The organism is Gammaproteobacteria bacterium, assembly GCA_024235095.1.
Lineage (GTDB): Bacteria > Pseudomonadota > Gammaproteobacteria > Competibacterales > Competibacteraceae > UBA2383.
Genome location: JACKNC010000001.1, coordinates 458,505 through 471,360, shown reverse-complemented (window position 1 = coordinate 471,360; position 12,856 = coordinate 458,505). Strand labels below are relative to the sequence as shown.

Here is a 12,856-nt window from a genome sequence, read left to right as displayed (position 1 = left end):
TCTGTTCTTTCTCTGAAGATCGCGTCTAGACATTTGTGGAATGTGGAGCCAGCAAAGATCGAGAAACGGTATAACTAATAAATGCATCGTTAATCCGAAAAATGCCTAGACGACACTCACCACAAGCGCGGCATCCTGCTCGCGCCAGCGGAATGGCATGACATACGCCTTGACACTCTCAGGGAGCGAGATTGACTGCTCTCGCCCGGTGACGACGATGGGCACCGAGATCATGAACTCGTGACCGAACGCCCGCCGGGCGTTCCCCGATATTGTGTTACTGATTTCTCCCGCCAGATCGGCCAGGTTTTCCCGCGACACATCACTCTCGCCGCCATGCACGAGAATCTGGCGCAACATTTCGCTCGGCGCAGTGAAATAGACGCATCCTCGACGGTTGCCCGAAATGCCAATAACGCCCGTAAAGTCGAAGACGGGTAGTACATTCGGATCGCCAAGAAAGGGCGTTCCCATTTCAGCGGGGCAACCGGTCTGCTGCTCGAAGTAATGTTGGACAATACCGATAAAAATGCGCAGTTCTGCTTCAGTCATTGTCGTCGTCTGATGTAAGCTCACCGATTGCCTCAGTGAGATCGCTTTCGGTAAAGGGCTTGCACAGGAAACCTTGCGCTCCTTCCTTCAGGGCCAGGATGGCGGTCGCTTTATCCGCCAGCGCGGATACAACCAGGATACGCACATGAGCGTCAATCTCGCGCAGCGCACGGATGCACTCGATACCGTCCATGTGCGGCATTGTCAGGTCCATGGTCACCAGGTCGCAGCGAGTCGCCTTAAACTGAGTCAGCGCTTCCTGGCCGTTGGACGCCATGCCGGCGATCTCGAGGCCATACTTGCCGAGGCAGCGGGCAATCTTGCTACGAATGATATTCGAGTCGTCTACGATGAGTAGCTTTTTCATGTTGCTGCCGGCCCCTCCATGATCGCGCGCGGCGCCAGGTGAACCCGGAAGTGGCAATACTCGTTCGGGGTCGTCCCAATGCGGACATTCCCCCCGAAACGGACCACGAGTTCCGCGACGGTATCCAGCCCGGCGCCGCGACCCGCATCCGCGTCGACCTCCGCGTGAGAACTGATTCCGGGTTCGAAAATGAGACCAACAATGCGCCGGTTATCCCAGGCGGCGGCCTCTTCGGCAGTCAAACGGCCTTTGGCGATGGCAGTATCGCGGATGTGCTGGACGGAAATACCACGGCCATCGTCGCGGAAGCTCAACTCGACCGATCCATCGTCATTCTGTGAAATATAGATCGAAAGCCGGCCTGCTTCCGGTTTACCCAACGCTTTGCGGGCATCGGATGATTCGATGCCGTGGACTATGGCATTGCGGATAAACTGATTGATGATCGTGTTGACCGCGCTACTCAGCCCATCGGGCAACGTGGCGACGTCGATGCCCTTGTAGCTGATCTCAACGGTATTGCCATGACGAGCAGCAATCTGGTTGGCGAAATCCCGCCAGCGCTGCACGAAGGGCAATTTGGCGGTATTGGGATCGTGCTGTGGCCGCGGCGCTTCGACGGTGGCGACACCACGAACCTGTGAAATACGGATAACCGCGTTCTCAATGGCCTCGATCTGTTCGAACAGTCCTTTCACCTGCACGGTGACCGGTAGAAAGTCCTCACCCGACAGCGAGGGTTGCTCGCGCAATCCGGAGAGTAGGTCTTCAAGCTGGTGGAATGCATCGGCCAGGCTGCTTATGCCCAGCGCCGCCGCGTCGCCTTTGATTCGGTGCGCCTGGCGGAAAAGGGCGTTCACGAGGCTACTCCGTCCGGTAACCGGCTCGGACTGATCGCGCAGGAGACCACTCCGTCCGGTAACCGGTTCGGATTGATCGCGCAGGAGACTGTTGATGTTCTGCAATCCATCAGCCGCCGCCCGCAGGAACTGATGCAGCGCAAATGGTTCGATCTGGATGATTTCCATCAGCATTCCGAGTTGCCCACGCGCGCGATCCTCGGTCGCTTTGAGTTCCTGCTCCAGCAGAACGCGGCGGGTAATGTCACTGACAGTGACCAGAAGATGGGTGATCTTGCCTTTCTCCTTGACCCGATTGAACGCGAACTGGAGAAAGCGTGTTTCAGGTTTGCCTGGACCCTGGTCAAGCAGCATCTCAACACGGTTAAGCGGATTCACGCTAGTGACCAATTTTTCCTTGACATCGTGCTTGAGTAGAAGATCAAGATATTCCCGAGCAGTCTTCAGGGTCTTCTGATCAACGCGCGCCCTAAGAATGTCGATGAAATCGGCTCCGGCCAGTGTAGCGACGCCTAGGATGCTGTTGAGCGCTGTCGAGTGCTGTGATCCGATCTTAAACTCGAGGTCCAGCAGAAAAAGACCTTCCTGCGTCGTGCGCAAAATATCGGCGGTTTCCTTGTGCGCATGCTCCAGTTCGCGGTCGCTGCGGCGCAGATGGCCAATAAAGTGAAATAGAATGACAATGAAGTTGATAGTCGCCAGGGTAATGCCGGTGACCTGTACCGCGCGTAGCATCGTCGCCTTGTCCGAGGCGATTTGCTCAACGCGTGTGGTCAGATCGTTCATTAGCTTGAGCAGCTGCAAATTGGCCGCTTCCATCAACCGCGCCAACTGACTTGCCTGCATAATGTTCGTATTATCAGTAAGCGATTTGGCGACAGTGATCATCGGTGTCCAAATGTCGCGCGCTTCACGCAGGATTCCCTGAGCTGTCGGATCTCCTATCGCCGCCAGATTCACTTCGTCACCCGTTCCGCTGGTGGTGCGACCTCCCTGCGAGAAAGCCGTCAATGTTTGATCGAAAACGGTCGACGCCTTCTTGAATTCAGCTAACTCATTGCTAAAAGGCTTGCCATCGCGGATCCGATACTCAACTTGCAGCGCTGTCTTGGTAATGCGTTGGGATAACATGCGCTGACGGCCCGCCAGGTTAATCATCAACGCATCATTGCTGATCTGGCTGGAAATCACGAAATTGAGTACTAGCACGGCCAAGTCGAAGAAAATAAATAGAGCAATCGACAGAACGATGTTCCGGTATTTGCCCAATTCAAGATGAAACATGCCTCCCCCTTAAGCACTGTGCTGACTTGTTGACGCGATATCCTCAAGTCACGAATATTACTTATTATAGAAAGGTAAACAATAAAAAATCATTTCCTGTTAACGATCGTCGCTGAGGTCCAGGGGACGAAAAGGTTGTCAAGATTCTCCATTCTCCGAAGTCACGCTTTATTTAAGCGAACTGTAAGTGAGTTTTTCAAAACTCGGGTGATGTTAACGATTCTTCACCGCTTCTTCAAAGGCATTGAAGTATCATAAGGACTTAATCCGGACGAAATGATCGAACGCAACAAACGCCCTGTTGACGGGTAGAATCGCAAGCCGCTTGAAAGGGCCGCCACACCCCCTGAATTTGGCGCGCACGCCCGGCCCCCTGGATCAACTTTATGGAAACCACCTTGAACGCCGATTTTCAACGCATCGAACGCCTGCCGCCTTATGTTTTCAACATCGTCAATGACCTGAAGGCCCAAGCCCGCGCGCGGGCCGAGGACATCATCGACTTTGGCATGGGCAACCCCGACCAGCCTACCCCGAAGCATATCGTTGCCAAACTGGTTGAAACCGCTCAACGCGGCGATACTCATCGCTACTCGGTCTCGCGCGGGATTCCGCGTCTGCGTCGGGCAATCTGCAACTGGTACAAAACCCGCTATCACGTCGATCTCGATCTGGACAGTGAAGCCATCGTCACCATCGGCTCCAAGGAAGGGCTGGCGCATCTGGCGCTGGCGACCATGGGGCCGGGCGATGCGGTGCTGGTTCCTAATCCCGCTTATCCGATTCATCCTTACGGCTTTGTCATCGCCGGCGCCGACATTCGCCATGTGCCGCTGATTCCCGGCGTGGATTTCTTCGTTGAGCTGGAAAAAGCGATCAAGGACTCCTGGCCGCATCCCAAGATGTTGGTGCTGAACTTCCCGGCCAACCCTACCACTCAGTGCGTGGAACGGGAATTCTTTGAAAAAGTGGTGGAGATCGCCCGTGAGCATCAAATCTGGGTGATTCACGATCTAGCCTATGCCGATCTGGTGTTTGACGGTTACACGGCGCCCTCGATTTTGCAAATTCCCGGCGCCAAGGAGATCGCCGTCGAGTCCTTTACCTTGTCCAAGAGTTACAATATGCCCGGCTGGCGGGTGGGTTTCATGTGTGGCAACCCGACGCTGATCGCGGCGCTGGCGCGTATGAAGTCCTATATGGATTACGGCATGTTCACGCCGATCCAGGTGGCGGCCATCGCGGCGCTGGAGGGGCCGCAGGATTGCGTCGCGGAAATCCGCGAACTGTACCGCAAGCGCCGTGATGTGCTGTGTGAAGGTTTGAACGCCTTGGGCTGGAAAGTGGAAAAACCCAAAGCCACGATGTTTGTCTGGGCGCCGATTCCTGAACAGTACCAACCCCTCGGTTCACTGGAGTTTTCCAAAAAATTGCTGGCCGAAGCCAAGGTCGCGGTTTCGCCGGGCATTGGCTTTGGCGAGTACGGCGATGATCACGTCCGCTTCGGCCTGATCGAGAATGAGCATCGCACCCGGCAAGCGCTGCGCGGCATCCGTGAGATGTTCCGCCGGGACAGCCGGGATCAATACGCGCCCCCCTTGGCGCAAGCAGTGGAGGCTTGAATTAATGAGCGCATATCCTCCCGTTAAAGTGGGTCTGCTGGGTCTGGGCACGGTCGGCGGCGGCGTCACGCGCGTCCTGTCTCGCAACGCCGGGGAAATCAGCCGCCGCGCGGGTCGCGAAATCGTGATCACCCATGCAGCTGCGCGTAATCTCGACACCACGACCGCCAACATCGCCGGTATGAAATTGACCGAAGAAGCGCTGGATGTGGTGAATGATCCCGAAGTTTCGATCATTGTCGAGCTGATGGGCGGTTACGAGCCGGCGCGCAGTCTGGTTTTACAGGCGCTGACCAACGGCAAACATGTAGTGACCGCCAATAAGGCGCTGATTGCCAAGCACGGGAACGAAATTTTCGCGACCGCCCAAGCGACCGGCATGATGGTCGGTTTTGAAGCGGCGGTGGCCGGCGGCATCCCGATCATCAAGGCGATCCGCGAGGGCTTGGCCGGCAATCACATCGAATGGGTCGCGGGGATCATCAATGGCACCGCCAACTTTATTCTGAGCGAAATGCGCGACAAGGGCCGCGACTTTCCCGAGGTGCTGGCCGAGGCGCAAGCGCTAGGTTACGCCGAGGCCGATCCGACCTTCGATGTTGAGGGCATCGATGCCGCTCATAAACTGACCATTCTCGCGTCCATTGCCTTTGGCATTCCCTTGCAATTCGACCGGGTTTATATCGAGGGCATTAGTCGTATCACCCGCGAAGATGTCGCCTATGCTGAAGAACTGGGCTATCGCATCAAGCACCTGGGAATTGCCTGCTGCAATGACCACGGTGCGCAACTGCGGGTTCATCCGACTCTGATCCCGAAAGAGCAGTTATTAGCCAGCGTTAATGGGGTGATGAACGCGGTGTTGGTGCAGGCCGACGCGCTAGGACAGAGTTTGTATTACGGGGCCGGAGCGGGGGCCGAGCCGACCGCTTCAGCTGTGGTGGCCGACATCATCGACGTAGTGCGCACCCTGACCGCCGACCCGGACAACCGGGTGCCGCATCTGGCGTTTCAGCCGGACGCCCTGTCCGATCTGCCGGTATTGCCCATGACCGAGGTGGAAACTGCGTACTACCTGCGCTTGCAGGCGCAGGATCGGCCAGGGGTGCTCGCCGAGGTGACTCGTATCCTGGCCGACCGGGATATTAGTATTGAAGCCTTGGTACAGAAGGAACCAGCGCTCGGCGCCAGTGATGTGCCGATTATCCTGTTGACCTATGAGATTCAGGAAAAGTGGATGAACGAGGCAATTGCCGCTATTGAGGCGCTGGACGCGATCTCCGCCCCAGTCACGCGCATTCGATTGGAGCATCTGGGCTTTGACTGATGGATTGGAAGCAGGCAATAGATCGGCTTTCGGAACGAGTTGCGTAGGGATGACACAGGGATGAAAAACGCCTTGGCGGATGATCCGCCAAGGCGTTGATTAGATTGGTGGGCCGTGTTGGATTCGAACCAACGACCAACAGATTAAAAGTCTGCTGCTCTACCAACTGAGCTAACGGCCCCAAAAGGGATGATTATGTTACAACAATTCGCCAAAACCACAAGTCCTGATCCCGGATCAGCGCAACAATAGTAACCGCTGTTTGGCCAAACCAGCGGCCTGCGTATCGGGATAGACGTGAAGTAATTTTTGCAAGACCTCCTGCGCTCGGTTGATATCGCCAGTTATCTCATAGACATAGCCCAATCTCAGCAATGCGTCAGGGAGGCGTTCGCTATTCGGATAACGCACCCCCAAATTGATGAAGCTTTCTCTGGCGGCATCGTAATCCTGGACAACATAGTAGGACTCGCCCAACCAATACTGCGCCTCGCTGGCCAAGGGACTGGCGGGATGCATCTGCAGGAACTGTCGAAAGTCGTTAATAGCCTGTGGGTGACGACCTTCGCCAAACTCACGCAAGGCAGCATCGAAATTCGCCTGTTCCGTTCCAACAGCAGCTGTCGGCGTTGGCTGAATAACGGGTGGCCGATCACCCGTAGAGGACGGAACAGATACCGGTTGATCAGTTTCAACCCGTTGCTCAGTGGCTGGCGCAACCGATGGCAGAGCAGTTGCCAGAGGCGCTGCCGGTTGCGCCGGATGATCCGGCGCCGACCGTTCCCGCTGAAGCGACTCGACCTGATGACGGTAAACCTCCAGTTCTCCACGGATGTATCGAACTTCCTGTTCCAGTTGCTCGATGCGCTGAATTAGTTCCAGCGTCAGCGAACTCTCGGGCGCTTGGGCGCGAACAACGCCGACAGAACCCATGCCGCCTAATAGAAATACCACCAGCCAGGCAAGCCCCGATTTTGGCATGATGATTAATCTCATCAATAGACAATTTCCACGCGCCGGTTGAGCGCATAACTTTGTTCATCGGAGCCGCTGGCCGCCGGGCGTTCCTCGCCGTAGCTGACGACCCGGATTTGTTGGGGGGAGACGCCCATGGCGCTCATGACCTGACGCACGGCATTCGCACGGCGTTCGCCCAGCGCGATGTTGTACTCGCGGCTACCCCGTTCATCGGTATGACCTTCGAGTTGTGTGATAATGCGCGGGTTTCCTCGTAAATAGTTCGCATTCGACTCGATAATAGCCTGACTATCGGAGCGGACGTTAGCGCTATCGAAATCGAAATATACGATGCGATCCGCTGAAACCATGCTGCCGCCCATGCCAGGCATCGCGGGTTCCGGCGGTTGTGGTTGGGCTGGCAATCCCGATTGTCCATAATCCGATGTTCCCCCGCCAGGATAGCTACCATAGGTTCCGCTACTGGTGTCATAAGTGTCGTATCCCCCCGGCGCCTGACCATAAGCATAGCTATAGGCTTCCTGCCCAGGCTGTCCCGTGGTTTCCGATTGTGGCATGTCCTGTGGAATCGGGTCCGTGTTTTCGCCGGTTGACGCACAACTGGCAAGCAGCGCCAGCGAGGCGGCAGCCATCAAGATGCGGATACAATTGTTCATCGCGGTTCTCCCCAATTTTAAAGTCAATATTCAAATCAACGGCCGTAGGGCGCCCAAGCTGGGTCGCGCGCTCGGCCACGCAGGGCAAAATCCTGCTGAATGGTTCCATCCGTCGATACCGCAGCCAATCGTTGGCCGTCGGAATAGACAATCATTTTGCCGTTTGGCGCAAAACTGGGTGATTCGGCATTGCCCCCCGAGGTCAGGACGCGGAACTGATGAGTTTGCAAGTCCATTACGGCAATGTAAAATCGGCCTCCACGCCGGTGCATCATCGCTACATAGCGTCCATCAGGCGAAACCGCTGGCCGGGCATTGTAGTCACCCTCGAAGGTCAGACGCTGCGCTGCGCCGCCACCCGCGCCGATCCGGTACAACTGCGGCGATCCGCCCCGGTCCGAAGTAAACACAATGCCGCCATCCGGCAACCAGACCGGTTCGGTATCAATTGCGCTATTGCTGGTCAACCGGACTGGCGACCCAGTCGCCAGATCCAGCGCATAGATCTCCGGATTACCGTCCTTGGACAAAGTGAACGCCAGCCGCTGACTGTTTGGTGCCCAGGATGGAGCGCCATTGATGCCAGGCGCTGCGGAAACCACCCGTCGCGCTCCGCTATAAACATCCTGAACGACAATTTGTGGTCGGCGGCCTTCGAAAGAGACATAGGCCAGTTTGGAGCCATCCGGCGCCCAGGACGGCGACATAATCGGTTGTCCAGAACGCAGAATAACCTGGGGATTTTGCCCGTCGGCGTCTGCGACCACCAGATACCAGTTGCCGCCGCCGCCCGCGACAAAGGCGATGCGCGTGCCTGCCAACCCTTTTTCTCCAGTAAGCTTTTCATAAATCAGATCGCTGATCCGATGGGCAACTGGCCGCAATTGATTGGCAGGGATATCAAAGGACAGGTTCAGCAATGCGCTGCCCTGAGCGTTGCTCAACTGAAACTGCACGATATAACCTCGCGCGCCGCCCGGACTCGCCTGGCCGGTAACCGAATAATTAGCCTGGGCATTGGGTGGTTGCGGGGCGAATTTGCCGGTTCTCCGCAAATCCGCAGCGACAATGCCCGCGATATCCTCGGGTGCGCCGCCGCTGAAGGGGGCAATGGCAATCGGCGTACCGCCGCTTTCGACTTTCTTGGTGATGTCCAGACTGATCTGGGCATGGACAAGACTCGCGACGCCGAACAACAGAATCAAGACGCTAAAAAGTTTCTCAACGAGTTTCAAGAGTTAACTCCCCTGGAACAGGCAAACCGGAAAACTAGATATTCTCCCATCAATTAGAATCCAGGGAAAATCTGATTTTCAGGGATTGCTTCGCAATATAAGTCGCCTGGTAATCGTTAGCAGGCATGGGTAGCGGCGAAGCGCTGAGAATGGCCGCTTTCACCGAATCATCAAACTGAGCGTCGCCGCTGGACTTCACAATCCTGACTTTGGTTACAGATCCAGTGTTGTTGACCGATATGACAACTTCGCAACTCAATTTCGCACCGCCACTCAGTAAAGGACTCCACTGCCTTTTAATGTAGGGTTCGATACGGCGTTTGGCGAACTCCGCAGCCGCCAGCTCCTGAGCAAGCCGCTGTGTTTCTTCCGCCTTGCGTTTGGCTTCGGCTTCGGCTTCTGCCTTGCGTTTGGCTTCGGCTTCGGCTTCTGCCTTGCGTTTGGCTTCGGCTTCGGCTTCCGCCTTGCGTTTAGCTTCGGCTTCGGCCTTGCGCTTGGCCTCCGCCTCCGCTTCGGCCTTGCGCTTGGCCTCCGCCTCCGCTTCCGCCTTGCGTTTGGCCTCCGCCTCCGCTTCCGCCTTGCGTTTGGCCTCAGCTTCGGCCTTTCGGGCTTCCTCAGCCTTGCGTTTGGCCTCAGCTTCAGTAGCCTTACGTTTAACCTCGGCCTTTCGGGCTTCCTCAGCCTTGCGTTGCTTGGCTTCAGCGATTGCCTTACGTCTTTCCTCGGTTTTTCGAGCTTTTTCAGCTTTTCGGGCTTCCTCGGCCTGACGTTGCGCCTTTTCCGCTGCCTTGCGCCGTTCCGCAAGTTTGCGCTGCTCCTCGGCCTGACGTTGCGCCTCTTCCGCTGCCTTGCGCCGCTCCTCGGCTCTGATCTTACGGCGTTCCTCAGCCGCTTTGCGCTTCGCTTCCTCCACCTCTCGCCGCCGAGCTTCTTCCTCCGTCCTGCGGCGCGCAGCTTCTTCTTCCGCCTTGCGGCGCGCAGCCTCTTCCTTCCGCCGCTGGATTTCCGCTTGCTGGCGCTCCTCCGCTTCACGGGCTTGCCGCTCTGCTCGCGCTAGTTCCGCCTGCCGTTCGGCTTCCGCGCGCTGACGCTGGCGTTCCAATTCAGCCAGTCGCTCCAGTTCTTCCCGGATCGCAATTTCATCAATCACTTCAGCCGGAATCGATTCAGCCAATACTCCCTCAGGATGAGGCGTATCCGACAGATTCAATGTAAACAACAAAAGAAGTCCGATTATCACATGGACCGCAACCGTGAAAGCGGATGCGATCAAGTTCTGTCGCCGAGAACCCTGTTCTGAACGCAACATCAACGCCGCTCACCCATCAAATCAATTATTGTGGCGAATCAGGAGGCGCAGTGGATAGTCCGACTTTGATGGCGCCCGCCCCTTTCAAGGCCGCCATCGCTTCGATGACTTGTTCATAGCGCACTTCACGGTCGGCGCGGATCAGCACCGGCGGTTGCGGTTTCTGGTTCAAATGTTCCTGAGTCTCTTCGTAACGCGGTTCCAGGGTCTTGCAGTTCACGGATTGAGCCTGTTCCGAACCGACATTCAAATGGCACGAGCCATCTTTTTGCACGGACATAACCACAACTTCAGTTTCCTGATTCTGCATTTCGAGCGGTTCCGCCGGGGCCTGCGGCAAATCTACTTCAACCCCCTGGTTCAACAATGGCGCGGTGACCATAAAAATCACCAACAACACCAGCATCACGTCGATATAGGGAACAATGTTGATTTCCGCCTTCAGGCGACTATGCGAACGACGCCGGGACATAAGCTAACTTTGGGTTGCCGGAGCGCGGTTTCTGCGCAAGTGGTAGGATTGCCGCTGGAGAATGTTGGAAAATTCCTCCATGAAAGTCTCGTAGCGGTTAGCCAACCGATCCACGTCATGAGCGTAACGGTTATAGAAGATCACTGCCGGAATGGCGGCAAACAGCCCCATCGCGGTCGCGATCAGCGCTTCGGCAATGCCCGGCGCCACTTGCGCCAAAGTCGCCTGCTGGGTCACGCCTAACGCCATAAAAGCATTCATGATGCCCCAAACCGTGCCAAACAGACCAATGTACGGACTGGTCGAGCCGGCGGTCGCCAGCATGGGCAGGTACATTTCCAGATCATCCAACTCCCGTGAACCGGTAGCCCGCATCGCCCGTTGCGCGCCGCTGACCACAGATTCCGGATCGACGGTCGGCTGGGCGCGCAATCGCAGGAACTCCTGGAAACCCGCCAGAAAAATGGCGTCCATCCCCCAGACTGGCTCCTTCTGGCGATTGATGCGGGCGTATAGCGACGCCAGATCAATACCTGACCAGAAATCATCCTCGAACTGGTCGGCTGCGCCCTTTGCAGAACTCAGCACCAGATGCTTTTTAACAATCACCCACCACGAGCCCAGCGAAATCAATGCTAATACCAGCATGATCAATTGCACGATCACACTGGCATTGGCGATCAGGCTCCAGAATGACGTCTCATGGGTCACCCGCAATCTCCCTCAGGTTCCTTTATTATTTCCACTAAAATTCTGCTTTGCGGAGCGGATGACCGACGACCGCTCCGCAGAAAAACAATATTTCATGGAGAATCGCTTATGCGCGCTTTCATTTTACCGATTTTGTTGCTGATTATGCTGCCGGTCATAGCTGCAGCGCCACTAACCTTCGAAGAAGCCGATACCGATGGCGATGGCCTGATTAGCGCCGACGAGGCCGCTGATGTCGAAGGACTGGACTTCAATACCGCCGACAGCGATAACGATGGTACGCTCACGGTAGATGAATATGACATCGCCCTGGAAAAAATGTCAAAATCAACTCGATCAACGCTTCCAAATCCCGCTGCCCAATCTATACCGCCTCCGTCTTCGTCCAAACCTTAATCGCTGGTTCAGGAACCGGCGCTGAACAAATCGCTGCCCGTTGCCGAAGCCGTGGGAATGAGTCCGAAATGCCGATAGGCATGAGCGGTTGCTACCCGTCCGCGCGGCGTGCGCATTAGAAAGCCCTGCTGGATTAGGTAGGGCTCCAACACGTCCTCAATCGTTCCCCGTTCTTCGCTGATCGCCGCCGCCAAAGTATCCAGTCCCACGGGGCCGCCGCTGAATTTGTCGATCATCAACCACAACAAGCGCCGGTCCATTTCATCGAAACCGCAGGCATCCACTTTAAGCAAATCGAGCGCCCGCTGTGCTACATCAACCGTGATCTGGCCATCCGCCCGCACCTCGGCGAAATCGCGCACCCGACGCAGCAGGCGATTAGCGATACGCGGCGTACCACGCGAACGCCGGCCAATTTCCGCCGCACCTGGCGGAACGTCAATCTCGATGCCGAGAATCCGCGCAGACCGGGCGACAATCTCGGTCAACTCCTCGGCGGTATAAAATTCCAGACGATGCACAATCCCAAACCGGTCGCGCAACGGCGAGGTCAATAACCCGGCGCGGGTTGTCGCGCCGACCAGGGTAAAAGGCGCCACATCCAGTTTAATCGAGCGCGCCGCCGGGCCTTCGCCAATCATAATGTCGATTTGGTAATCCTCCATTGCCGGATACAGGATTTCCTCGATCATGGGACTGAGGCGATGAATCTCGTCAATAAACAGCACGTCGCGTGGTTCGAGATTGGTCAGCAGCGCCGCTAGATCGCCGGGTCGCTCCAGCACTGGGCCTGAAGTTTGCCGAAGGTTAACCCCCATTTCGGCGGCAACGATGTGCGCCAGCGTAGTTTTGCCCAGCCCTGGCGGCCCGAATAGGAGAACATGGTCAAGCGCTTCGCCCCGAGCGCGAGCAGCATGAATAAAAATCTCCATCTGCTCGCGCATAGCCTGTTGGCCAATATACTCCGCCAGGCGACGAGGCCGCACCGCCCGGTCGATGACGGTATCCTCGTTATTGGCGGCTGGTGTAATCAGACGGTCTGGCGCGTTCATGATCCAAGGCTAAAGGCTAAGGCTAAAGGTTGAAA

The 12,856-nt window shown here is 56.5% G+C and carries 13 protein-coding genes and 1 tRNA gene; 3 read left to right on the top strand and 11 right to left on the bottom strand.

Annotated elements, in window-relative coordinates:
• Positions 1-105: 105 nt before the first annotated feature.
• From H6973_01970 to H6973_01960, 3 genes are read right to left on the bottom strand one after another with little or no spacing between them, the layout of a single operon-like run.
• Positions 106-552 carry a chemotaxis protein CheX gene (locus H6973_01970; protein MCP5124432.1) on the bottom strand — a complete coding sequence of 149 codons (447 nt, stop codon included), beginning with the start codon at positions 550-552 and terminating at the stop codon, positions 106-108.
• Positions 545-919 carry a response regulator gene (locus tag H6973_01965; GenBank protein ID MCP5124431.1) on the bottom strand — a complete coding sequence of 125 codons (375 nt, stop codon included), beginning with the start codon at positions 917-919 and terminating at the stop codon, positions 545-547. Before H6973_01965 ends, H6973_01970 begins: the two co-directional genes overlap by 8 nt.
• Positions 916-3,063: a type IV pili methyl-accepting chemotaxis transducer N-terminal domain-containing protein gene (locus tag H6973_01960; GenBank protein ID MCP5124430.1), complete on the bottom strand. Its 2,148-nt coding sequence runs from the start codon at positions 3,061-3,063 to the stop codon at positions 916-918. Before H6973_01960 ends, H6973_01965 begins: the two co-directional genes overlap by 4 nt.
• A gap of 386 nt (positions 3,064-3,449) precedes the next feature.
• On the opposite strand from H6973_01960, the gene alaC reads away from it, so the two are divergent.
• Together alaC and H6973_01950 are read left to right on the top strand one after the other, a co-directional pair.
• A complete protein-coding gene (alaC, locus tag H6973_01955; GenBank protein ID MCP5124429.1) occupies positions 3,450-4,685 on the top strand; it encodes an alanine transaminase in 1,236 nt (411 codons plus the stop codon).
• Between the two features lie 4 nt (positions 4,686-4,689).
• Positions 4,690-6,012, top strand: a complete 1,323-nt coding sequence (locus H6973_01950) for a homoserine dehydrogenase (protein MCP5124428.1) — start codon at positions 4,690-4,692, stop codon at positions 6,010-6,012.
• 105 nt (positions 6,013-6,117) lie between these two features.
• Here H6973_01950 and H6973_01945 read toward each other — a convergent pair.
• From H6973_01945 to tolQ, 7 genes are all read right to left on the bottom strand, one after another.
• A tRNA-Lys gene (locus H6973_01945) sits at positions 6,118-6,193 on the bottom strand.
• 56 nt (positions 6,194-6,249) lie between these two features.
• Positions 6,250-6,993 carry a tol-pal system protein YbgF gene (ybgF, locus tag H6973_01940; GenBank protein MCP5124427.1) on the bottom strand — a complete coding sequence of 248 codons (744 nt, stop codon included), beginning with the start codon at positions 6,991-6,993 and terminating at the stop codon, positions 6,250-6,252.
• Positions 6,994-7,007: 14 nt separating this feature from the next.
• On the bottom strand, positions 7,008-7,547 hold the full coding sequence (pal, locus tag H6973_01935) for a peptidoglycan-associated lipoprotein Pal (protein MCP5124426.1): 540 nt from the start codon (positions 7,545-7,547) through the stop codon (positions 7,008-7,010).
• A 134-nt stretch (positions 7,548-7,681) separates the two neighbouring features.
• Positions 7,682-8,881, bottom strand: a complete 1,200-nt coding sequence (gene tolB, locus H6973_01930; protein MCP5124425.1) for a Tol-Pal system beta propeller repeat protein TolB — start codon at positions 8,879-8,881, stop codon at positions 7,682-7,684.
• A 49-nt stretch (positions 8,882-8,930) separates the two neighbouring features.
• Positions 8,931-10,055: a cell envelope integrity protein TolA gene (gene tolA, locus H6973_01925; protein ID MCP5124424.1), complete on the bottom strand. Its 1,125-nt coding sequence runs from the start codon at positions 10,053-10,055 to the stop codon at positions 8,931-8,933.
• A 160-nt stretch (positions 10,056-10,215) separates the two neighbouring features.
• On the bottom strand, positions 10,216-10,662 hold the full coding sequence (tolR, locus tag H6973_01920; protein ID MCP5124423.1) for a protein TolR: 447 nt from the start codon (positions 10,660-10,662) through the stop codon (positions 10,216-10,218).
• Positions 10,663-10,665: 3 nt separating this feature from the next.
• On the bottom strand, positions 10,666-11,373 hold the full coding sequence (gene tolQ / locus H6973_01915) for a protein TolQ (GenBank protein MCP5124422.1): 708 nt from the start codon (positions 11,371-11,373) through the stop codon (positions 10,666-10,668).
• Between the two features lie 108 nt (positions 11,374-11,481).
• On the opposite strand from tolQ, the gene H6973_01910 reads away from it, so the two are divergent.
• Complete coding sequence (locus H6973_01910; protein ID MCP5124421.1) at positions 11,482-11,769, top strand: hypothetical protein; 288 nt, start codon at positions 11,482-11,484, stop codon at positions 11,767-11,769.
• A gap of 8 nt (positions 11,770-11,777) precedes the next feature.
• Here H6973_01910 and ruvB read toward each other — a convergent pair whose 3' ends face one another.
• Positions 11,778-12,821, bottom strand: coding sequence for a Holliday junction branch migration DNA helicase RuvB (gene ruvB, locus H6973_01905; protein ID MCP5124420.1), 1,044 nt, complete (start codon positions 12,819-12,821; stop codon positions 11,778-11,780).
• Positions 12,822-12,856 lie beyond the last annotated feature (35 nt).

Coding starts and splice junctions, on each gene's coding strand:
- ruvB (MCP5124420.1), bottom strand. CDS start 12,821: ATGAACGCGCCAGACCGTCTGATTACACCAGCCGCCAATAACGAGGAT.
- H6973_01965 (MCP5124431.1), bottom strand. CDS start 919: ATGAAAAAGCTACTCATCGTAGACGACTCGAATATCATTCGTAGCAAG.
- tolR (MCP5124423.1), bottom strand. CDS start 10,662: ATGTCCCGGCGTCGTTCGCATAGTCGCCTGAAGGCGGAAATCAACATT.
- H6973_01910 (MCP5124421.1), top strand. CDS start 11,482: ATGCGCGCTTTCATTTTACCGATTTTGTTGCTGATTATGCTGCCGGTC.
- H6973_01970 (MCP5124432.1), bottom strand. CDS start 552: ATGACTGAAGCAGAACTGCGCATTTTTATCGGTATTGTCCAACATTAC.
- H6973_01960 (MCP5124430.1), bottom strand. CDS start 3,063: ATGTTTCATCTTGAATTGGGCAAATACCGGAACATCGTTCTGTCGATT.
- H6973_01950 (MCP5124428.1), top strand. CDS start 4,690: ATGAGCGCATATCCTCCCGTTAAAGTGGGTCTGCTGGGTCTGGGCACG.
- ybgF (MCP5124427.1), bottom strand. CDS start 6,993: ATGCCAAAATCGGGGCTTGCCTGGCTGGTGGTATTTCTATTAGGCGGC.
- pal (MCP5124426.1), bottom strand. CDS start 7,547: ATGCCACAATCGGAAACCACGGGACAGCCTGGGCAGGAAGCCTATAGC.
- alaC (MCP5124429.1), top strand. CDS start 3,450: ATGGAAACCACCTTGAACGCCGATTTTCAACGCATCGAACGCCTGCCG.